This is a genomic window from Arthrobacter sp. StoSoilB19 (assembly GCF_019977275.1).
GTDB lineage: Bacteria > Actinomycetota > Actinomycetes > Actinomycetales > Micrococcaceae > Arthrobacter.
Genome location: NZ_AP024650.1, coordinates 681245 through 701781, shown reverse-complemented (window position 1 = coordinate 701781; position 20537 = coordinate 681245). Strand labels below are relative to the sequence as shown.

Genomic DNA, 20537 nt, shown 5'->3' with positions numbered 1-20537 from the left:
AACGCGTGTCCCTTTCCGGTGTCCCCCGGCCCACCGGCCGGTCCTGGTTCAACCCGTCCACCTGGCACCTCCGCACCCGCCTGATCCTGCTCTCCATGGCGCTCCTGGTGGCCATCTCCAGCGCCATCGGCGTGGTCAGCTACGCCTCCATGGATGTGGTCCTGACCAACCAGCTGGACTCGCAGCTGATGCTGGCCTCCCGCGGACGGCCGCCGGAGGGCAACCCGTCCGGCCGACCGGACCCCCTCGATGCCCGGGGCCAGAGTGTGGGGACGCTCAACGCACGGGTGGTGGGCGGCCAGGTCAGCCGGGAGGCGGGCTTCCTGTCTTCCGATGCCACCCGCACGGCGCTGACTTCCGCCGATGTGGCCACCCTGCAGGCGTTGCCCCGCAATGGCCTTCCCGTGGACCGCAAGCTGTCCAACGGCGATTACCGGCTGATGGCCACGGCCACCCCTTACGGCGACGTGGTGATCACCGGCCTGCCGCTGGCAACGAAACAAAGCACCGAGGCCTCGCTGGTGCTCACGATGGTGCTGGTGTCACTGGGCGGCCTGGTCGTGATCGGGCTTGCGGGCACTGCCTTGATCCGCCGGACCATGCGTCCGCTGGAACAGCTGTCCGACGTCGCCACCAAGGTCTCCAAACTGCCCCTCGACGCCGGCGAGGTGGCGCTTGCCGTGCGCGTACCGCCGTCCGCAGCGCATCCCACCACCGAGGTGGGCAGCGTGGGCCATGCCCTGAACCTGATGCTGGACAACGTCTCCAGCGCCCTGGAAGCCCGGCAGCGCAGCGAGATGAAGGTGCGCCAGTTCGTTGCGGACGCTTCCCATGAGCTCAGGACGCCCCTGACCGCCATCCGCGGGTACACCGAGCTGATGCGCATGACCGAGACCTTTACCGAGGACGGCCGGAAGTCACTGGGCCGCGTCCAAAGCCAGTCCGAGCGCATGACCGCGCTGGTGGAGGACCTGCTCCTGCTGGCCAGGCTTGATGAGGGCAAGGCAACCGAAACCACCGATGTGGACCTTACCCAGCTGGTGGTGGAAACCGTCAGCGATGAAAAGGTCATGGCCCCGGACCACACGTGGCAGCTGACGCTGCCCGACGAGCCCGTCACGGTCCGCGGGGATGCCACCCAGCTGCACCAGGTGCTGGCCAACCTGCTGTCCAACGCCCGGAAGCACACACCGGCCGGCACCACCGTAACCACCGGGTTGATGCGCTCGGCCGATGGGAGCGTGGTGGTGACGGTTACCGACGACGGGCCCGGCATCCCCGCCGAATTCCAGGGCAACATCTTTTCGCGCTTCACCCGGGCCGACGCCGCCCGCTCAGGCTCAGAAGGCTCGTCGGGCCTGGGCCTGTCCATCGTCGAATCCATCGTCATGGCCCACGGAGGCACGGTGGAACTGGTGTCCCGGCCAGGCAGGACCGAGTTTGCGGTCCGCCTTCCCGTGCCCGGACCCGCCGCCGCCTGACCGCCACACACGCACAGGGCGGTGGCCACTGAAGGCCAAGCCCGCGCCAACTGCACTGCGCCAACTGCACTGCGCCAGTTGCACAGCGCCGGTTGCACAGCGCCAGTTACACAGGCACATCACAGGTTGCGCCTAAAGCCCTCAAATCCGGCGGCGCCACTGTTGATCCATGACGCTCACCGACTCCACTTCAGGAACCCTGCCGGACGCCGCGGTGGCCCCGGCGGGCCTTCCTTCCCGCGGACATGCCGCGCGGCGCGCACCCGTGGACACCCGTACCACCGTCCCCGTCCTTGACGTGACCATTCCCGTTTTCAACGAGGAACGTGACCTTGAGGAATGCCTTCGCCGGCTCCACGGGCACCTGCTGGATACCTTTCCACACAGCTTCCGGATCACCGTGGCGGACAACGCCAGCACGGATGGAACCCTGAAGATCGCCGAGCGGCTGGCCCGGGAGTTCCCTGAGCTCGTGGCGGTCCACCTGGATGAGAAGGGCCGCGGCAACGCCCTGCGCAAAGTGTGGCTGGCCTCCCCGTCACCGGTGCTGGCCTACATGGACGTGGACCTTTCCACCGACCTCGCCGCCCTGCCGCCGCTGCTGGCGCCCCTGATTTCCGGGCATTCGGACCTCGCCATCGGCACCCGGCTGACCCGCAACTCCCGCGTCGTCCGCGGGCCCAAGCGGGAGTTCATCTCACGCAGCTACAACATGATGCTGCACTCGTTCATGGGCGCGCGGTTCAGCGACGCGCAGTGCGGGTTCAAAGCCATCCGCGCCGACGTCGCCCAGCAGATCCTGCCCTACACCGTGGACAACTCCTGGTTCTTCGACACCGAGCTTTTGGTCCTCGCCGAACGCTGCGGCCTGCGTGTCCATGAGGTCCCCGTTGACTGGATCGACGATCCCGATTCCAGCGTGGACGTGGTACGCACAGCACTGGCCGACGTGAGGGGAATGGCCCGGCTCACCCGCGACTTGGTCTACGGTCGCATCCCGGTCCCGGAACTGCGCGCAGCCCTGGCACGGGGTCCGATCCCGGCGTCCTCGCGGTCCGGTGAGCAGACACGCGGCAGCAGCCTTTTCGGCCAGCTGGTCCGGTTCGCCGCGATTGGCGCCGCCTCAACCCTGGCGTACCTCCTGATCTTCGTGTTCTGCCGGGGATTCATGGACCCGCAGTTGGCCAACTTCCTTGCACTGCTGATCACCGCCGTGGCCAACACTGGCGCCAACAGGCGCTTCACGTTCGGCATCCAGGGCGGCAACCCGGTCCGGCACCACTTCGAAGGGCTGATCGTGTTCGGCATCGGCCTGCTGCTCACCTCCGGAGCACTCGCCTTTGTACACCGGACGACGACGCCTGACCGGTGGGTGGAAGTCCTCACCGTTGTGGCGGCGAACCTGGCAGCCACGGCGGTCCGGTTCCTGCTGTTCCGGCTCTGGGTGTTCCGCGGCAACCACGGCAACCGGACCACCAAAGACGCCCCCACTTCGACAGAAACGGCAGCATCATGACCTCCACCATTTCGCCGGCGGACGCCGGCTCACCCGCCGGCCGGCAGCCGTCGCCATCCGGCCACGCTGCCTCCTCCCCCGGGGCGGCCGATACCGCACCCCGCTGGACCCGCTACGCCTTCGGTGCGCAGCCCCGCTGGGTGAGGCCTTCCGCCGTGGGGCTCCTGGCAGCCACGGCGGTCCTGTATCTGTGGAACCTGGCAGCAACCGGCTACGGAAACTCCTTCTATGCAGCCGCCATCCAGGCCGGCGCCAAGGACTGGACGGCGTTCCTTTTCGGCTCGCTGGACGCAGGGAACGCCATCACGGTGGACAAGCCGCCGGCAGCACTCTGGATCCCCGCCCTCGCAGGGCGCATCTTCGGTTTTTCACCACTGAGCATGCTGGTGCCGGAAGCACTCATGGGGGTGGCCGCCGTCGGGTTCCTCTACTTGGCCGTCAAACGCGTCTCGGGACCTGCCGCAGGCCTGCTGGCCGGCGCTGCCCTGGCGCTGACGCCGGTGGCTGCGCTCATGTTCAAGTTCAACAACCCGGACGCCATGCTCACCCTGTGCCTGGTGCTCGCCGCCTACTTCACCACCCGCGCCATTGAGAGGGCGGGTTGGAAGTGGCTGGTGGCCGCCGGTGCCGTGGTTGGCCTGGCCTTCCTGACCAAGATGCTGCAGGGCTTCCTGATTGTTCCCGCTCTGGGACTGGCCTATCTGTGGGCCGCACCCACGCCGGTGGGGCGCCGGCTGGTGCATCTGCTTGGCGCGCTGGGCGGAATCGTCGTGGTTGCCGGCAGCTACATCGCCCTGTTCCAGCTGACGCCGGCCTCGGAGCGGCCGTACATGGCAGGGTCCAGCACCAACAGCTTCCTTGAACTGACGTTCGGGTACAACGGGCTGGCCCGTCTCACCGGTTCCGGCGAGGGCATGCCCGGCGGGGCCGGGGGTGCTGCCGGCGGTCCCGCAGGCGGCTTCGGCGGCGGCAACGCCGGATTCGGCGGGGCGGCCGGGCTGCTGCGGATGTTCGGGACCAGCTTTGGCGGTGAGGTCTCGTGGCTTCTGCCCGCCGCCCTGGTCCTGCTGGTGGCAGGCCTCTGGTTCACGCGCCGGGAAGTACGCACCTCCCCGGGCCGCGCGGCCCTGATCCTGTGGGGCGGCTGGCTCGTGGTCACCGGAGGTGTCTTCAGCTTCATGAGCGGCATTGTCCATCCCTACTACTCGGTGGCACTGGCGCCGGCGATCGCAGCGCTGGTGGGCATAGGCGCAGTGGAGCTCTGGCGTGGCCGCAGCTACTGGCCGGCCCGGATCGTCCTCGCCGTGACCGTCCTCGGCACCTCTGTGTGGTCGGCAGTCCTGCTGGGCCGCGACACGTCGTGGCTCCCCTGGCTGCGGGTCGCCATCATCGTGCTCGGCGTCCTCGCCGCCGCCGCAATCCTCCTCCGCCTCGACGCACTGGGCACCTCGAAACCGGGCACCTCGAAACTGGGCGCCTCCGGACGGTTCCGCCGGGCCGGTGCGGCCGCCGTCGTCGTCGTATCCCTCCTGGCCGGCGGTCTTGGGACAGCGGGGTGGACCCTCGCCACCGCTGCTTCCGCCCACTCCGGTTCCATTCCGACGTCGGGCCCGGCGGGTTCGTCCGCGGGTGGCTTCGGCAACCGTGCCGCTGGATTCGGCGGCGCACGGGCTGACGGCAGGGAGGCCGCCACTGACGCTGCCAACGGTGCGGGTGGACTCGATCCCTTCGGCGGCCTCGACGGCGCAGCCGGCCCCGGAGGTGCCGGGGGTGCCGGGGGCGCCGGCGGCCCGGGCGAAGGATCCGCAGATGCGGCGGTGGCGGCACTCCTGAAGGCCACCACCACGAAGTGGTCCGCGATCGTCTCCGGCGCCAGCCAGGCAGCCAGCCTGGAACTCGCCACGAACACCAACGTCATTGCCCTGGGCGGTTGGAACGGCGGTGACCCCTACCCCACGCTCGCCGAGTTCCAGGACATGGTGGCCAAGGGCGAGATCGGCTACTTCATCCAAGGCGGTGGCATGGGTGGCGGCGGCATGGGTGGTCGCGGCAATTCCGAGGTGGCCGCCTGGGTCCAGGCCAACTTCCAGGCCCAGACCGTAGGCAACTCCACCGTGTACCAACTCACCAAGTAGGACTCCATGGCCAGCCACTACCCAGCGTCCGTCCACACTGCGTCGGTCCACACCGGACACCCTGCCGGCGCTCCTGCCGCCGCGCATCATCCTGTCCCGGCCTGCTACCGGCCGGACCCGCGGGCGCTCCGGCGGGGGCTGGAACTGGCAGCGGTGCTGGCCGGGACCGCCGTGCTGTACTTGTGGAACCTTGGAGCATCCGGCTGGGCCAACGCGTTCTATTCCGCCGCGGCCCAGGCCGGATCGCAGGACTGGACGGCCTGGTTTTTCGGCTCTTCCGACGCGGCCAACGCCATCACGGTGGACAAGCCGCCGGCGTCGCTGTGGATCATGGGGTTGTCCGTCCGGATCTTCGGCCTCAGTTCCTGGAGCATCCTGGTCCCCCAGGCACTGATGGGCGTCGGCACCGCCTGGCTGCTTTACCTGGCCGTACGGCGGGCCGCGTCGCCTGCCACGGCCGATCCACGCCTGGCGCACCGCGCAGGACTGATCGCCGCGGCCGTCCTGGCCCTCACCCCCGTTGCCACGCTGATGTTCCGCTTCAACAACCCGGACGCCCTGCTGGTGCTGCTCATGACGGCAGCCGCCTACGCGGTCCTCCGTGCAGTCCAGGAGGACCGGTTGCGCTGGCTCCTGCTTGCCGGAGTGTTCCTGGGCTTCGGCTTCCTGGCCAAGCAGCTGCAGGTCCTGCTGGTGGTTCCGGGATTCGCAATCGCCTACGCGCTGGCAGGCCCGCACAGTCTCCCGCGGCGCCTGCTCCGGCTGGCCGCGGCGGGAGCGGCCATGGTGGCCTCCGCCGGGTGGTGGCTCCTGGCGGTGGAGCTGACGCCGGCCGGCCTGCGTCCCTACATCGGCGGATCGCAAAACAACTCCATCCTGGAGCTCACGCTGGGTTACAACGGGCTGGGCCGGCTGACGGGCGACGAGACCGGCAGTGTGGGCGGCGGCAACGGCTGGGGAGATCCCGGGCTGCTCCGGATGTTCAACAGCGAGTTCGGCGGCCAGATCGCGTGGCTGCTGCCGTCCGCCCTGATCCTTGCGGCGGGCCTGCTGTGGTTGGGCCGGCGGGCCCCGCGGACCGATGCGGTGCGCGCCGCCGTCATCATCTGGGGCTCGTGGGTGCTGGTGACGGGCCTGGTCTTCAGCTTCATGGCCGGCATCATCCACCCTTACTACGCCGTGGCGCTGGCGCCGGGGATCGCCGGGCTTGCGGGGCTGGGCACGGTCCTCCTGTGGCAGCACCGGCAGCAGCCACCCGCCGCACTCCTGCTGGCCGCAGCGGTGGCCGCGGCCGCCCTGATGGCCTTCCAGCTGCTGGGCACCACGTCCGCCTACGGCGCGTGGCTGCGTTGGCTGGTCCTTTCCGGAGGCTTGGCGGCCGCAGCGGGCGTGGCGTTCGGCAGGTTCCTGCGCTGGCGTGCCGTGCAGCGGACGACGGCGGCGCTCGCCATTGCGGCGTCGCTCACCGGGCCGCTGGCGTACTCCCTTTCCACGGCGTCGACAACGCACAGCGGGGCGATCGTCAGTGCCGGGCCCTCGTCGGGCTTCGCCCCTCGCGGGACGGGCCCTGGCCGGAGCGGGACAGGCAGCACCAGGCAGCCAACAACCCAGGGAAACACGGCCCGCCAGCAGGGCGCGCCCGGGGGAACACTTCCCGGCGGAACCGCTGCTGCCGGTGGTCGCGGAGGCGGGGCCGTGGGAGGCCTCTTGGGCGCCCCCACGCCGTCCGCGGAACTCGTGGCAGCACTCAGGAATGGCGCCTCGGGCTACACCTGGGCAGCGGCAGTGGTGGGGTCGAACAACGCTGCCGGTTACCAGTTGGCAACGGAACTGCCGGTCATGGCGGTGGGTGGGTTCAACGGCACAGATCCCGCCCCTACCTTGGCGGAGTTCCAGGATCTGGTGTCCCAGGGAAAGATCCACTACTTCATCACAGGCGGAACCATCCGGGCCAGTACCGGTTCGGACGCTGCCGCCCAGATCGCCCAGTGGGTGGCGAACAACTTCACGGCGCAGAGCATTGGCGGCACCACCGTCTACCTGTTGGCTGGGTAACGGGAACTGTAACGGTCGGCGCGCTGCGCTCATGAAATGGGGCGGCCATACCCCAATGGGACCGAGGTTACGAACGGGGAATCCGGCAAATCAACGCGCTGAGGATCGTGACTTCCGTTACCTAAATGTGACTTTCGCGTGCACTTCCTGTAGCGTCGATTGGGTGCGGCCCCCGTTCGGGCCGCATATCCCGGGTCGACGCCAAGCTCTGCCGCTTCCCCGGATTCCGATTGAGCTACGGCAGAGGCGGGGGACCCACCGTCCCGGGCATTGAATGCCCTTGGGGTTAAGCCAGTACGTGATCTTTCCGTACGGCCGGATGCCCTCATCCGAACCCGACAGCTAACTCCGCAGGTGTGAGAGGCGATCAATCATGTCCAAAAACACGGCAGAAGCACGCCTGCTGCAGGCCAAGGCTAAACACAGGGCCGCGCAGCAGGCCAAGAAGACCACCCTGGGCCAGCGCGCCGCCGTCCTTGCAGCATCGTGCGCGGTGCTGGTGGGGGTAGGCGCGGCAGGACAGGCCACCAGCAGCATGACTCCGGTGTCATCCACCGCGTCCAACCCTTCCACGTCGGCGTCCGACGCTCAAATGAGCATCGAGAAGAGCGAGATCCGCTCCAACCCGGCAGCAAGCCCCGCGCCCGCTGCCATCAGCGTGGCACCGCAGGCAGCGGAACCGGCCCCCGCAGCGGCACCGGCAGCACCCGCAGCGCCTGCCCCGGCCCCGGCGCCTGAGCCCGCCCCCGCACCTGAGCCGGCTCGCGCCGTCGCGGTTAACGATCCTGCAGGCGCCCAAGCGTACGCCGCCAGCCAGCTGGGGGCGTTTGGCTGGGGACCGGACCAGATGCAGTGCCTGCAGACGCTGTGGACCAAGGAGTCCGACTGGACCACCACGGCCACCAATTCCAGCAGCGGGGCATACGGCATCGTCCAGTCCCTGCCCGCTGAGAAGATGGCAAGCGCCGGCGCGGACTACCTCACCAACTACCGCACGCAGATCAATTGGGGCCTGGACTACATCAAGAAGAGCTACCAGTCGCCCTGTGGTGCCCTGAACTTCCACCTGGCCCACAACTGGTACTAGGCACTACTCCCCCCCGGCGGCAGCGATGCCGGGGGAACTGCACCAAAGCGGCGGCCCGCATCATCATGATGCGGCCCGCCGCTTTGGTTAACCAGCGCCCGGTCCGGCGTCCTGTCCGGTGTTCCCGCCAGCGCCCGGCCCGGCGTTCCGCCACGGGATGTACTGGACAGCCCACTTGTTTCCGTCCGGATCGGCGAAGTACACAAAGTGGCCCCAGTCCTGGACGTCCACATCGCTGACATCCACGCCGTTGCTCTTGAGCTGGTCATGCGCCGCATTGATGTCGTCGACCACCATCTGCAGGTTGGAGCCCGTGCCGGGCGGGGCGTCGACGAGTCCTTCGCCGATGCAGATGGAGCAGGCCGAGCCCGGCGGCGTCAACTGCACAAAGCGGATGGAGTCCGACGGCCGCTCGTCGTAGTCGGCGTTAAAGCCCACTTTGTTGACGTAGAAGTCCTTGGCACGGTCAACGTCGGATACGGGGACAAAGACAAGCTCGAGTTTCCAGTCCATCCGCACAGGCTAGCGGCGGGACACCCGTTGGGAAAGAGCCCGTTCAAACAGGGTTGAAGTGCTACCCGGCGATGCCGTAGAGGCGGTCGCCGGCGTCGCCCAGCCCGGGGACAATGTAGGACTTCTCGTTGAGCTTCTCGTCGATGGAGGCCAGGACGATGTGCACGTTGGCCCCTGACAGTTCCTCCTCCAGCCGCGCCAGGCCCTCGGGGGCGGCCAGCAGGCAGATGCAGGTGACGTCGGAAGCGCCGCGCTTGAACAGGAACTTGATGGCTTCGCGCAGGGTTCCGCCCGTGGCCAGCATGGGGTCCAGGACGAAAACCTGGCGGCCGGTGAGGTCCTCCGGCAGGCGCTCCGCGTAGGTGATGATGTCCAGTGTCTCCTCGTCCCGGGCCATGCCCAGGAAACCCACTTCAGCGGTGGGAACCAGCTTGGTCATGCCTTCCAGCATTCCCAGGCCGGCGCGCAGGATGGGAACCACCAGCGGGGTGGGCTTGGTGAAGGCGGTGCCGACGGTGGTGCTGACGGGCGTCTCGATGGTGACGGGCTCGGTGCGGACCTCCCGAGTGGCTTCGTAGGCCAGCAGGGTCACCAGCTCTTCCGTCAGCTGGCGGAAGACCGGCGACGGCGTGTTCTTGTCCCTCAGGACAGTGAGCTTGTGGGCGACCAGGGGGTGGTCAACAACGAGAGTGCGCATCCCCCAAAACTATCACTCGGCGCTGCCCTTCCCGCGTCCGGAGTGTTCGCCGTCGTGCAGTTCCTCGGCCACCACGTCCCGGACGATGGGACGGTCGAACGACGGCGCTGCCCCTGCGTGCTCGCGCCTTCGGACCAGGTGGAACAGCCGGTGGGCCAGGATAACGATTGCCACCCAGGCCAGGCCCAGGATCCAGCCGGCCATAACGTCCGTGAGCCAGTGGTGGCCCAGGAAGACCCGGCTCAGGCCCATGGCGATGATGAAGATCGAGCCGGCGGTGATGGCGGTAACCCGGACCCGCATGGTGTGGAACTGAAGGCAGATGAGGTAGATCACCAGACTGATCACCACGGTGGTGTTCAGGGTGTGTCCGCTGGGGAAGGATGGCGAATCCTCGTAAGGGGGGACGGCGTCCGCATGGTCGGGCCGGGTACGGCCCACCAGCTTCTTGCCGAACGTGGTGGCGGTGACGGACGCTGCCGCTGCACCGCCGATCAGGACCAGCGGACGCCAGTTCCGGCTCAGGAAGGTCAACCACGCGGTGAGGATGCTGGCCAGGATGGGCATCCCGATGCCGCCGCCGATGTTGGTGAAACCGGTGACAAAGGAGTCAAGGCCGGGGCTGCGGAGGCCTTCGGCAAAGGCAAGGGCAGGCTTGTCCAGGTTGGCTAGGCCAGCGGAGTCCACCACATCGTCGTAGACCTCTGCCCCAAGCAGCGCCAGGGACACGATGACCACACCGCCCACAAGGATGGTGAGGATCAACGCCGCATAGGGTTTGAACCAAATACCCAATCGGTCCCGAAGAGTGTCCATGGTGCCTCCCGGCATCGGCAAGTAACCTGACTAACCCCGAAACTATCATTGAGCCATGCCCTTGCCCGAAAAGAAACACGAGGCCTGGATGGGCCTTGCCCTGGCGGAGGCCCGCCGTGCGCTCGACACGGAGGACGTGCCCATCGGCGCCGTAGTGATAGGGCCCGACGGCGACCTTCTGGGTTCGGGACGCAACCAGCGGGAGGAGCTGGGCGACCCCACAGCCCACGCCGAGGTGGTGGCCATCAGGGAGGCGGCCGGACGGCTGCGGGAACGGGCACGGCTCGGCGGCGGCCAGGGCGACGGGTGGCGCTTGTCCGACTGCACACTGGTGGTCACCCTGGAACCCTGCGCCATGTGTGCGGGCGCGATCGTCCTGGCGAGGATTCCCCGGGTTGTGTTCGGGGCCTGGGATGAGAAGGCCGGCGCTGCGGGATCGGTATTCGATATCCTCCGCGAGCGCCGGCTGAACCACTGGGTTGAGGTGTATCCCGGGGTCCGCGGGGAAGAGTGCGCTTTACTGCTGCGCGAATTTTTCGCCGCCCACCGGAGCAGCCTCTAGCCCTGCCGCTCCCCGTGTCCGCCGGGTCCCTCCAGGAGGGCCAGCACGTCCTGCGCTGTTTCGCTCCATCCCGGCAGCCTGGTCCGCGCATCAAGCGCAGCTGAACGCCATTTTTCCCGGGTCTTTCCATCCACCAGCCAACCCCGCAGGGCATTGGCCAGGCGGCCGGGACTCTCCTGTCCGCCGTCTGGAAGGGTAAGCACTGCCCCCGGAAGGCGGGGTTCGCCGTCGGCCGTTCCCAGCCCGCCCATGCCAAGCGCCTCCACCGCCCCGGTCCCGGCACGGACCAGAACAGGAATGCCGTGGGCCAGGGATTCGGTGACGGCCATGCCGAAAGCCTCCAGCCGCGACACCAGCAGGGTCAGGTCCGTCCGCGCCCATTCGGCCTCCAGGGCTTCGCCAATGAGCTCGCCGGTGAGCTGAACCCGCCGCTGGAGCCCGTGGGCAGTAATGGCAGCCCGGACCTCCCGTGCGTAGTCCGGGTCCGCCTGCTCGGAGCCCACGAACGACGCAGTCCATTCAAGGTCCTGGATCCGGGCCAGGGCATGCACGGACAGCAGCTGGTCCTTGTTGGGCAGCAGCGCGGCGATGACCGCCACGTGCGGCGGCCTGGATCCCTGGGCCAGGGGTGCGGGGTTGACGCCGGGAAGGACAACGGTGACCCGGGAAAGCCCCCTTTCCAGGAGGAGGGATGCAGACGACGTGCTGGTGCAGATCACGCCGGTTGCCGCACGGAGGGCTCTCGCTTCGCGTTCCAGGGCTGCAGCCCCGGAGCTTTCCTCAACGGGCATATGCACCAGGACCCATGTTTCCCCGCCCGCCTTCGCGGCGTATTCGAGTTCATCCGGGGCACCTACCGCCACCAGGCCGTCCACGATGGCCACTGCGTCCCCGTGGTGTGCCTCCGGTTCCCATGCTCCGAGGAGGGTGCCCAGCCGGCGTCGTTCCTTGGCGCCGGCGTCCGGCCAGTTGCCCTCCACGGCAACCACCTCCACCTCCGCGCCCCGTTCCTGCAGGCCCGCAACCAGGCGCGCGTTGTAGACGTTGCCGCCTGAGCTGTGGCGGATATTGCCGGGAACCAGCAGCCGGATGGGACGCATTGCTACGCGGTGAGGTCCAGGGAAAAGGTGGCCCAGGCGTCAGGATTCTCGCGCAGGGTGACCTCCAGTCCTGCGAGTTCACGGCCGTCGTCGTTGTCCTTGATCTCTGCGGCCACCTTCCGGGCGATGTACTCGGCGAGGGCTTCCGTGGTGCTGAGCTTGCCCTCGAAGTCCGGGTGCTCGTCCAGGTTGCGGTAGTTCAGGCCGGCGAGCACCTCCTCGATGATGGTCCCGGCGGCGCCGATGTCCAGGACGATCGCGTCGGCATTCAGGGCGCGACGGCGGAAGGCCACCTCGGCGACGAAGGTTGCACCGTGCAGGCCCTGGGCGGGGCCGAAAGCCTCACGGGGAAGGCTGTGGGCAATCATGAAGTGGCGGCGGATGGTCAGGCTGAACATTGTTACCTCAAGTCTTTGGGGGTGTGGGTGGCTGGGCTGGGCGCGGGACTGCCGGCAGGGTATTCGACGACGTGGCACAGGGCTTCCAGGCTGCCGTCCGCCAGGCTCTGGACCACGCCAGGCAGGTCCTCGAACCGGGACGATCCCGTCAGGAACGCGTCGAAGACGGGGTCCTTGAGCAGCGATACGGCCAGGTCCAGGCGGTCCGCGTTGGTGCGCCTGTGGCGCCGGGAACGCGCCACCATGCCCACCTGGCTCGCCCTGATGGACAGCCGTCTGGCGTGGAAGTCCTCCCCCAGCGGCACAGTGACCTCACGGTTGGCATACCAGGACATTTCGATGATTTCGCCTTCATCGCCGGCGAGCTGCAGGCTGCGCTCCAGGCCTTCCTGCGAGGCCGAGCAGTGGAACACGATGTCGCAGTCCGCCAGGGCGTCATCGGGGTGTGCGAAGTCCACGCCCAGGGTGTCCGCGAGCTTTTTCCTGCCCGGATCGAGGTCCACCAACTGCAGGCGCTGCAACGGGAAGGTGCGCAGCAGCGTAGCCACCATGCCGCCCACCAGGCCGGCTCCGACAACGGCAATCCGGTCGCCCAGCCGAGGCCCGGCTTCCCACAGGGCGTTGACTGCGGTTTCCACCGTGCCGGTGAGGACCGCCCGCCGGGATGGAACGCCGTCGGGAACCCTGGTTAGAGAGGTCACCGGCACCACATAGAGGTCCTGATGCGGATTCAGGCAAAAGACGCGCCGGCCCTTCCACTCCTCAGGACCTTCCTCCACGACCCCCACCGAGAGGTAGCCGAATTTCACCGGCCCTGGGAACGTTCCCTCCTGGCGTGGGGCACGCATCTCTTCCGCGACACGTGGCGGCACGGCTCCGGCGTGGACCACCATTTCGGTGCCCTTGCTGATGCCGGAGTACAGGGCACGCACCAAAGCTTCGCCCGGCCCCGGCGCGGGCACTTCTTCGGCCCTGAGCTCGCCGTGTTCCTTGGCGGTGGTCCAGTAAGCGGTTGCGTGGATCGGAGTCTGTGAATTTGTCATCTTGCTGATGAATCTAACCGGACGCGCGGTGGCGGGGAAAGTCCGACGGCGGATGGCGGGGTTTGGTGCCGCGCGGCGGCGTCCGTGCCGGCATCAAGGCGGGCGGGTGCGGAGGGTGGCGCCGGGACGTGGACCTGCCGCAACTTGCGCGGGCGGACCGGACTGAAGACGCGGCAGTGCAGCAGCTTCGGCTTAGACGCCGAGGTGTTTAAGCAGTGCCTCCTCGAGGAGGCTTCGTTCGCCGGGCAGGAACCCTGGCGGCCACTTTGGTGGTTCCCAGTCCTGGTGTTCGCTTGTGTAGTGGCGGCCAGTGGGTGAGGTCCAGCCGGGTGGTTCGTTCGTGCTGGCCGGGGTGGGTTTCCAGCCGGTGGTGTGCCGGAGCCTGTGGTGTTTCGGGCAGGGCTGTCCCAGGTTGCTGATTCCGGTGGTGCCGCCGTGGTGCCAGGCGAGGAGATGGTCGGCCTCCGTGTCCAGGGAGGTGTTGCTGCAGCCCGGGAACGGGCATTTCCCGTCCCGCATCCGCAGCCAGGCCCGCATCGCCCTGGGAACCCGGTAACTCTTCCGGCCAATCTCCAACGGCGCCCCGTCCCGCGGGTCCACCAACACCCGGTAGAACGAGCCCGCCCCGTCCGCGACCAGTCGCCGCGCCATCGACGCCGGCACCGGACCATACCCGTCCAGCATCGCCGGTTCATCCGTCAAACCCATCAGCGCGAACACCGGAACCGTAACCAGCACCTCGGCGCGGACCGATGGCAAGCGTCCCGGCCCGGCGCCGTCAGTGCCACCGGCACCGGCGCCCGGCCCGGCAGCAGCCAAGACGCCGGCAGTGGCACTGGCACTGCCACTGGCACTGGTGAGACTGGTGCTGCCGCCCCGGGTGTTGCCGCTGCCGAGGATCGCTGCGGTGAAACTGTCAGCGCGCAGCTGGGGCATGGTCCTGTCCTCGCCCGGCCCCTGCAGGCCCCGTGCGGCAGCGGTGAGCCGGTTCCACCCGGACATGGCCTGGTCCGCGGGCAGGTACGCGCCCAGCCACGCCATCCCGTCCCGGTCCGGCCGGAACTCCACCCGCCGCTCCGCCAGACCCCTGGCGTGCCGCTTCTCGATCGATTCGGCGTGGTGGCGTTCCCGCCAGGTCCGGGCCTTGACCCGGAACCGGTGCGCCGGCAGCTCCCCAACCGGGCAGCCCCGGGCGGCATCCTGTGCTTCAGGGTCCAGGAAATGCGCCTCCAACGCCGCCGCCCCCGCCGCATCAAGGCTCGCCGTTTCGTCGGCCAGCACTATCGCGTGCTGCCACGACAGGGTCCCGGACTGCAACGCCTCCAAAGTCCGCGGCAAGCTGCTGGTCAGGGCGTGGGACGTGGCCAGGAACGACGCCGCCGCCCGCGGACCCAGGGCCAGCACGCACCCGATCTCCGCCGCGACCGCCATCTCCTGCGCCACCACCGGCACGTCCGGCCCCGCCACAGCATGCGCAGCCTCCGCGTACGCCACCGCAGCCTTCGCCTTCAACCCCGCAACCCGCGCCTCGACCTCCCGGGCCCCGGCAAGAATCTCCAGGCAGCCATCGGCCAGACCGGCCAGCGGATCAGAAACCGCATCAGCATCCGAGAACGCCTCCAGACCCGCCCCGTCCACCTCAGCCTGAAGCACAGCAAGGGCAGCACGGATCTCCTCGAACGCCCTCACCACCGCCGCTTTCCCCATAAACCCATCATGGCAAGGGGGTCCGACAATTATGATCCTGCTCCAACGCCCATCCCCCAGGCAGCGCTGGGTTGGATGAAACCCGCAAGAGGCACCCACTGTGCGTCCGTTTTGGGGATGCAGGCCATGCTCCGGTACCCTATTGAGGTTGGTGACGTGTCCGAGCGGCCGAAGGTGCAACACTCGAAATGTTGTTTGGTGTAAAAGCCAACGTGGGTTCAAATCCCACCGTCACCGCCATATAGGAAAAGGCCCTGGGCTCCCTTGTACATCAAGGAAACCAGGGCCTTTTGCTTTCCCCGGGCCATATGTCCTCAGCGGCCAAAGCGTCAGCGCGCGGGATCGATCATCGTCATGCCCGCGACCTTGACAGTGTCGAACTGCGGGAGCATGTCAGCGGCCTCGGTCAGCCCGATAACGCGTTCGATGAGCTTCTGCGGTTCCAGTGACCCCGACTCGATGAGGGCGAGCATCTGCGGGTAGTCGGCCGCAGCCATCCCGTGGCTTCCGAACACATCCAGTTCCCAGGCAATAACGCGCGCCATAGGCACGCGGGGGTGACCCTCTATGGGCGGGAGGAGGCCGATCTGGACATGCCGTCCACGGCGACGAAGGCTCAGGAGCGCGTCGGCGCACGTCTGCTCGCTGCCGACAGCATCAATGGAGACATGGGATCCTCCCGTGATCGCATGCACCTGTGCGGGGATGTCCGAGCCGTCCGCGACCAATACGCGGTCTGCGCCGAGCGAAGCGGCCACCTCCAGGGCGGCGGGGTTCCGGTCGACAGCCGCAACCTTTCCGCCGAGCGCCTTCGCAACCATGACGGCGCTGAGCCCCACACCGCCTGCCCCGACGATGGTGACCCATTCATCGGCCGCAAGCCGGGCCCGGCCCGTGAGCGCCCGGTAGGCAGTGGCGAAGCGGCATCCCAGGCTGGCCGCTGCTTCGAAGCTGACCCCTTCGGGAATTGCCACGAGGTTGGTGTCGGCCGCATGGATCACAACTTGCTCGGCAAAGGAACCCCAATGGGTGAAGCCTGGCTGCTGCTGCTCCGGGCAGACCTGCGCGTTGCCGCCGAGGCACCATTCGCAGGCGCCGCAGCCTTCCACAAAGGGTGCGGTCACGCGGTCGCCAACCGTCCATCTGGTCACACCCGAACCAACCACGGCCACAACGCCGGCGAACTCATGGCCTGGAACGTGCGGCAGAGCGATGTCGTCGTGGCCTACCCATGCGTGCCAGTCACTGCGGCATAATCCGGTGGCCACGACGGTGATCACCACACCGCCGGCAGGCGCCTCCGGGGCGTCGACCTCGTGAACCGCCAGCGGCCCGGCAATGCTGTTCATGACAATCGCGCGCATAGTGTCCTCCAGGCATCGAATTCGTCCCGTCCTGTTCAGCCGGGAGTCCGGCGACATCTTCGCACGCGGCGATGGTGCATCGAAATCCCTCCCCTGTGTCCTGCCGCGAAGCCGCACATGCTGGCCAGCCACGGATGCTGCCGGGAGCATTGGCGTCACTGCCGGTCTCCGCAGGATTAGAGAATCCGCTGATACATCCGGTGGTCCTGCCACCTGCCGGCTATCCGGAGGTAGTCGGGGGCCGTGCCGTAGGCCACGAAGCCATTCTTTTCCAGCACTCTTTGCGACGCCGTGTTGTGCACCAGGGTTGCTGCCTCGAGTCGGTGAAGTCCCAATGCAGCCTGTGAAATATTGACGGCCGCCGCTACTGCCGCCGTCATAAGCCCTTTCCCTTGGGCTTTGCGGGAAATCCAGTAACCAACGTGCGCGTTCTGGAATGCGCCACGCACGATTGAGCTGAGGGTCAGCAGCCCGACGATACCGTCATGTTGTGCCAGCACCATGGGAAGTGCCGTGCCCGAATCGAGTTCAACAAGCCGCCGCTCAACCACGTCCCGCTGGCCCTGGACGGTGTAGAACTCCTCAGGCCGGACAGGCTCCCACGGGGCGAGATATGACCGGTTCTCCTGAAACGCCGCTGCCAGCGCCTCCGCGTCCGACGCCCGGACGGGACGGAGTACAACACCTTCGGCAATCACACAGGAAAAGTCCACTGCTTCACACTACGCCGAGCCCATATAGGCGCCCACGTCCAGGACGGCGTCACTGCGGGGTCGACAACGGCGGACGCCCCTGCGATTCCGTCTCGACGCGCTTTTTGATGCCCAGGAGCATGGCGCGGTCCATGACCAGGTAGCCGGGCCGAAGAAGGAAGTCCGTCACACGAAGCCCGGCAGGGCGTCCCGGGCCCGTGCGCGTCCTGAGCAGCAACCTGGTACCGGCAGCACCGGCATCGTGGAGGACGAACTGCCAGGTTCCTGTCACTTTTCCGGGCGGGGCACCAGGGCTTGAGTCCAGAACAAGGTGGCGGCCCTCCTCCAGCTCCACCACGCGCGGCCCGCGCCGGCCGCCCGGGTAACCTTCCGGCGTGAAGGCGATGATGTCCCCCACCTGCAGGTCCTGCCACTCCGGATGAATGCGGTCCGCGTTCGTGACACCCAGGTGCAGCAATCCGTTCTCCACCGCCGTGTAGGAATACAGCCCCGCCCGGTCCACACCCATTTGCACTATCCAGGGCCACACTTGGTCGGGACGGGCGGAGACAGTGACCGCCATGGTCTGGATGTCCTCGGGATCGGGAATCAATTCGTCCCCGGGAAGGGGCATTGTTCTTTCGGGCTCCGTGGTTCCCCATGTCCCCAGGGCACGCGGCACGAGGGCGTGCGTGAGAAACCCGGCAGCGGCCGCAGCACCAAGGAATCCGGAAAGCCGGCGGCGGGAAGGGGTGGATGAATGATTCGTGCCTGTCTTCGGCCGAATGAAGGCCAGGACATCCGACGCCGTGCTGCTCATGGCACGCCTCCCTTTGGTTGAGGTGGTTCCGCGATGCCTTGCAGCCTACAAACCATCATCTGGCCGCCACAGAGTCCAAGGCCCCCCTTTGCGGCCGCCCTGCAACGACTGACGTCCCAGGCAGGCAACTGCCTGGCAACCACCCATCAAGAAGTCATCAGGCAGTGCGAAGAACGTGGCGGTGTCCCGGAACCCAGCCCTGGCCTTCCGGGCATGAAGGAGGCGCCACCGCTGTTGCGGCGGCGCCTCCTTCTTCAGTACCTGCTCAAAGCCGGGTGTCGAACGAGCCGCAAAATACGTTCTCGTTGAACGTTCCCTGGAACGCGGACTTGCCCTGGATCTTCTCTACCGCGGCACGGATGGCTTCCCGAGTCCCGGCATGCGCGTGGATTGCCGTCTTCACCATGGGCACGTCAATCAGGTGGTTCGGCTGGTTGAGGGACACGAACACCGTGGGCACCTCCGTGACGTACCACGGGATCTCCGCGGCCATCGGCGAGGACCACTTGATCCGGATGGCGGCCTCCTGGGCGAAGCCCTTGACGTTGGCAAAGACAAATGCGGCGTCGTACTTTTCCGCGTAGTCCCCGGTGGCTTCCTCGGAGATGACGGACATGAAGTTCACCCCGGTCTCCCCCGCCGCCTCGCGCTGTTCAGCCGTCCGGTACAAGAACACTTCGAAGCCGGCGGCCTCCAGTTCCTCCTTCACCACGTCCAGGTAGGCCAGCGGATCTGCCCGCGTGAAGTCGGCGCCGCCGGAAATGCCGTACAACCGGATCCGCGGATGAGTCCCGGGGGTGATGGGCAGGTTCCCTGCCGTGTCCTTGACCAGTGTGACGGTCTTGTCGGCGATCTCGGCCGCAATCGCCCGGTGCGGCTGACTGCCGATCACGGCCAGCGCCTCGGCCGGCGGCACCAACTGGTCAGCGGATTTCAGGTGCAGCCCCAAGGATGCCTTCAGTCCGAGGATCCGCCGCAGGGCGTCGTGCAGCCGCTGCTCGGTGATGACCCCGGACTTGTATCCGTCCAGCATGTACTGGAAGTCCTCGGCGGGGTTTCGGAAGAACAGGAACATGTCGCAGCCGGCCGCAATCGTTGCCGGAACCAGGTCCTTCCGCTTCATTGCCTGCGTCAGGCCCACCATCTGCGAGGCGTCGGTGAGGACCAGGCCATTGAAGCCCAGTTCGCCGCGCAGCAGGTCCTGCAGCAGTTCCGGGGACAACGTGGCCGGCAGGATCCCGGCATCAGGAAGACCCGGCCGGAAATGCCGCGAGACCTCCGGCGCCCCAATATGGCCCACCATGATGGACTGCACGCCGTGCGCAATCATCTCCCGGTACACGTGCCCGTAGGTCCGGTTCCATTCCTCGTACCCGAGGGTGTTGTAGGACGTGACCACATGCTGGTCCCGCTCGTCGATGCCGTCGCCCGGGAAGTGCTTCATGGCGCAGGCAGTGGGTGATTCGCTGATGCCGTCGAAGTACTCCTTGGCGCGCTCCACCACCACCTCCGGGGTATTGCCGAAGGACCGTGTGGAAATGACGGTGTTCCGCCAGTTGTAGTGGATGTCCACGATCGGCGCGAAGGCCCAATTGCAGCCCAGGGCAGCCGTCTCCACGCCTGCCACCTGCCCCATCTGCCGGGCGATGTTCCTGTCCGGGTGCGAGCCTGCCTGCAGGTGCGTGGATACGAACGTGCCGTCGTCGCAGCTGCCGGCCCCGCCCATCTCCGGGTTGGAGGCAATCAGCAAGGGAATCCGGGACTTGGACTGCGCGTAGCGGATATGTTCCTGGACGGCGGCGGACGGGCCGGGCCGGTACCGCATGCCGCCCACGTGGTAGTTTTCCAGCACCCCGTCGAGGTATCCGGGCGAGTAGTCGTTGTTGTGGTTGATGAACAGCTGCCCGATCTTTTCCTCGAGCGTCATGGCACCAATGGTGCCTTCCACCCAGGCGATCGCGCCGGCGTCGAGCATGAATGGCGCTGCCGCAAGGTCGACGTCGAACTGGCGCGGCCTGGTGCCCGCGGCCCCCTTGGCAGGAGGTACGACGGCGGCAATCCCCTTGAGTGCCTCCGCCACCACGTCCTGAACGGGTGCGGCGATGTCAACCACCACGCCGCGCTCGTCTTCCTGCAGAGGTTCCAGTGTGGCGAGTTGGGATTCCAGCAGCGCGGGAGGCATGAAGTGCCCGGTCCGTCCCTCGGTCCGCGCCTTCAGAACCTCCTTACTGCCGTCCAGGTGCAGGAAGACGGTGTCCGGGGCCTGTTCCCGGATGGCGTCCCGGTAGCTTCGGCGCAGGGCAGAACACGCCAGGACCAGCCCACCGTCGCCCGCAGCCGCCAGCTTGCTGCCCACCGTTGCGAGCCATGGCCAGCGGTCCTCGTCCGTCAGCGGTGTGCCCGCAGCCATTTTCGCGACGTTCTCCACGGGGTGGAGGGAATCGCCGTCAACGAACGGGACGCCCAGTTCGCGGGCGACGAGGTCACCGATGGTGGTCTTGCCGCAGCCGGAGACGCCCATGACGATAATGCGATGTTTGATCATTGTTTG

Annotated in this window: 17 protein-coding genes, 1 tRNA gene and 1 riboswitch; of the genes, 7 read left to right on the top strand and 11 right to left on the bottom strand. The window is 67.5% G+C overall.

The annotated features are described in order from the left end of the window. Window positions 1-5: 5 nt before the first annotated feature. The 5 genes from LDO86_RS03370 (at window position 6) to LDO86_RS03350 (ending at window position 8274) form a co-directional block, all read left to right on the top strand. The gene (locus tag LDO86_RS03370) at window positions 6-1481 is read left to right on the top strand and encodes a HAMP domain-containing sensor histidine kinase (protein WP_018771235.1); all 1476 of its coding nucleotides are present in this window, start codon (window positions 6-8) and stop codon (window positions 1479-1481) included. Window positions 1482-1650: 169 nt separating this feature from the next. Continuing rightward, window positions 1651-2997 carry a bifunctional glycosyltransferase family 2/GtrA family protein gene (locus LDO86_RS03365; RefSeq protein ID WP_018771236.1) on the top strand — a complete coding sequence of 449 codons (1347 nt, stop codon included), beginning with the start codon at window positions 1651-1653 and terminating at the stop codon, window positions 2995-2997. Next, complete coding sequence (locus LDO86_RS03360; RefSeq protein WP_018771237.1) at window positions 2994-5132, top strand: glycosyltransferase family 39 protein; 2139 nt, start codon at window positions 2994-2996, stop codon at window positions 5130-5132. Before LDO86_RS03365 ends, LDO86_RS03360 begins: the two co-directional genes overlap by 4 nt. Window positions 5133-5138: 6 nt before the next feature. Continuing rightward, window positions 5139-7187: a glycosyltransferase family 39 protein gene (locus tag LDO86_RS03355; protein ID WP_018771238.1), complete on the top strand. Its 2049-nt coding sequence runs from the start codon at window positions 5139-5141 to the stop codon at window positions 7185-7187. Window positions 7188-7394: 207 nt separating this feature from the next. Beyond that, window positions 7395-7555, top strand: a riboswitch (cyclic di-AMP (ydaO/yuaA leader). Window positions 7556-7560: 5 nt separating this feature from the next. Then, window positions 7561-8274 (top strand): hypothetical protein, encoded by a 714-nt coding sequence (locus LDO86_RS03350; protein WP_018771239.1) that lies wholly within the window; start codon window positions 7561-7563, stop codon window positions 8272-8274. Between the two features lie 87 nt (window positions 8275-8361). Here the strand turns inward: LDO86_RS03350 and LDO86_RS03345 are convergent, their stop codons facing one another. The 3 genes from LDO86_RS03345 to LDO86_RS03335 form a co-directional block, all read right to left on the bottom strand. Continuing rightward, window positions 8362-8787 (bottom strand): VOC family protein, encoded by a 426-nt coding sequence (locus LDO86_RS03345; RefSeq protein ID WP_018771240.1) that lies wholly within the window; start codon window positions 8785-8787, stop codon window positions 8362-8364. A gap of 61 nt (window positions 8788-8848) precedes the next feature. Next, window positions 8849-9484, bottom strand: a complete 636-nt coding sequence (gene upp / locus LDO86_RS03340; protein WP_018771241.1) for a uracil phosphoribosyltransferase — start codon at window positions 9482-9484, stop codon at window positions 8849-8851. Window positions 9485-9496: 12 nt separating this feature from the next. Next, complete coding sequence (locus LDO86_RS03335; RefSeq protein ID WP_043425400.1) at window positions 9497-10300, bottom strand: phosphatase PAP2 family protein; 804 nt, start codon at window positions 10298-10300, stop codon at window positions 9497-9499. Between the two features lie 55 nt (window positions 10301-10355). Between LDO86_RS03335 and LDO86_RS03330 the strand changes: the two genes are divergently transcribed. Continuing rightward, window positions 10356-10862, top strand: coding sequence for a nucleoside deaminase (locus LDO86_RS03330; RefSeq protein WP_018771243.1), 507 nt, complete (start codon window positions 10356-10358; stop codon window positions 10860-10862). On the opposite strand, the gene LDO86_RS03325 is transcribed toward LDO86_RS03330, so the two are convergent. From LDO86_RS03325 to LDO86_RS03310, 4 genes are all read right to left on the bottom strand, one after another. After that, on the bottom strand, window positions 10859-11962 hold the full coding sequence (locus tag LDO86_RS03325; protein WP_018771244.1) for a glycosyltransferase family 4 protein: 1104 nt from the start codon (window positions 11960-11962) through the stop codon (window positions 10859-10861). The genes LDO86_RS03330 and LDO86_RS03325 overlap by 4 nt on opposite strands. A gap of 2 nt (window positions 11963-11964) precedes the next feature. After that, complete coding sequence (locus tag LDO86_RS03320; RefSeq protein ID WP_018771245.1) at window positions 11965-12360, bottom strand: 6-carboxytetrahydropterin synthase; 396 nt, start codon at window positions 12358-12360, stop codon at window positions 11965-11967. A 2-nt stretch (window positions 12361-12362) separates the two neighbouring features. Next, window positions 12363-13403: a zinc-binding alcohol dehydrogenase gene (locus LDO86_RS03315; RefSeq protein WP_018771246.1), complete on the bottom strand. Its 1041-nt coding sequence runs from the start codon at window positions 13401-13403 to the stop codon at window positions 12363-12365. Between the two features lie 192 nt (window positions 13404-13595). After that, window positions 13596-15110: an HNH endonuclease signature motif containing protein gene (locus tag LDO86_RS03310; protein ID WP_224084269.1), complete on the bottom strand. Its 1515-nt coding sequence runs from the start codon at window positions 15108-15110 to the stop codon at window positions 13596-13598. A 150-nt stretch (window positions 15111-15260) separates the two neighbouring features. On the opposite strand from LDO86_RS03310, the gene LDO86_RS03305 reads away from it, so the two are divergent. After that, a tRNA-Ser gene (locus LDO86_RS03305) sits at window positions 15261-15350 on the top strand. Between the two features lie 89 nt (window positions 15351-15439). Here the strand turns inward: LDO86_RS03305 and LDO86_RS03300 are convergent. The 4 genes from LDO86_RS03300 to LDO86_RS03285 form a co-directional block, all read right to left on the bottom strand. Then, window positions 15440-16474 (bottom strand): zinc-binding dehydrogenase, encoded by a 1035-nt coding sequence (locus LDO86_RS03300; protein WP_018772246.1) that lies wholly within the window; start codon window positions 16472-16474, stop codon window positions 15440-15442. Window positions 16475-16650: 176 nt separating this feature from the next. Continuing rightward, the gene (locus tag LDO86_RS03295; RefSeq protein WP_026266221.1) at window positions 16651-17187 is read right to left on the bottom strand and encodes a GNAT family N-acetyltransferase; all 537 of its coding nucleotides are present in this window, start codon (window positions 17185-17187) and stop codon (window positions 16651-16653) included. A gap of 49 nt (window positions 17188-17236) precedes the next feature. Next, on the bottom strand, window positions 17237-17986 hold the full coding sequence (locus LDO86_RS03290; protein WP_051081469.1) for a hypothetical protein: 750 nt from the start codon (window positions 17984-17986) through the stop codon (window positions 17237-17239). A 265-nt stretch (window positions 17987-18251) separates the two neighbouring features. Continuing rightward, complete coding sequence (locus LDO86_RS03285) at window positions 18252-20531, bottom strand: gluconokinase, GntK/IdnK-type (RefSeq protein WP_018772249.1); 2280 nt, start codon at window positions 20529-20531, stop codon at window positions 18252-18254. Window positions 20532-20537 lie beyond the last annotated feature (6 nt).

What these genes read in the sequence shown, in the direction of transcription:
- LDO86_RS03365 (WP_018771236.1), top strand. Translation starts at nt 1,651, where the DNA reads ATGACGCTCACCGACTCCACTTCAGGAACCCTGCCGGACGCCGCGGTG.
- LDO86_RS03360 (WP_018771237.1), top strand. Translation starts at nt 2,994, where the DNA reads ATGACCTCCACCATTTCGCCGGCGGACGCCGGCTCACCCGCCGGCCGG.
- LDO86_RS03355 (WP_018771238.1), top strand. Translation starts at nt 5,139, where the DNA reads ATGGCCAGCCACTACCCAGCGTCCGTCCACACTGCGTCGGTCCACACC.
- LDO86_RS03350 (WP_018771239.1), top strand. Translation starts at nt 7,561, where the DNA reads ATGTCCAAAAACACGGCAGAAGCACGCCTGCTGCAGGCCAAGGCTAAA.
- LDO86_RS03345 (WP_018771240.1), bottom strand. Translation starts at nt 8,787, where the DNA reads ATGGACTGGAAACTCGAGCTTGTCTTTGTCCCCGTATCCGACGTTGAC.
- upp (WP_018771241.1), bottom strand. Translation starts at nt 9,484, where the DNA reads ATGCGCACTCTCGTTGTTGACCACCCCCTGGTCGCCCACAAGCTCACT.
- LDO86_RS03335 (WP_043425400.1), bottom strand. Translation starts at nt 10,300, where the DNA reads ATGGACACTCTTCGGGACCGATTGGGTATTTGGTTCAAACCCTATGCG.
- LDO86_RS03330 (WP_018771243.1), top strand. Translation starts at nt 10,356, where the DNA reads ATGCCCTTGCCCGAAAAGAAACACGAGGCCTGGATGGGCCTTGCCCTG.
- LDO86_RS03325 (WP_018771244.1), bottom strand. Translation starts at nt 11,962, where the DNA reads ATGCGTCCCATCCGGCTGCTGGTTCCCGGCAATATCCGCCACAGCTCA.
- LDO86_RS03320 (WP_018771245.1), bottom strand. Translation starts at nt 12,360, where the DNA reads ATGTTCAGCCTGACCATCCGCCGCCACTTCATGATTGCCCACAGCCTT.
- LDO86_RS03315 (WP_018771246.1), bottom strand. Translation starts at nt 13,403, where the DNA reads ATGACAAATTCACAGACTCCGATCCACGCAACCGCTTACTGGACCACC.
- LDO86_RS03310 (WP_224084269.1), bottom strand. Translation starts at nt 15,110, where the DNA reads ATGGGGAAAGCGGCGGTGGTGAGGGCGTTCGAGGAGATCCGTGCTGCC.
- LDO86_RS03300 (WP_018772246.1), bottom strand. Translation starts at nt 16,474, where the DNA reads ATGCGCGCGATTGTCATGAACAGCATTGCCGGGCCGCTGGCGGTTCAC.
- LDO86_RS03290 (WP_051081469.1), bottom strand. Translation starts at nt 17,986, where the DNA reads ATGAGCAGCACGGCGTCGGATGTCCTGGCCTTCATTCGGCCGAAGACA.
- LDO86_RS03285 (WP_018772249.1), bottom strand. Translation starts at nt 20,531, where the DNA reads ATGATCAAACATCGCATTATCGTCATGGGCGTCTCCGGCTGCGGCAAG.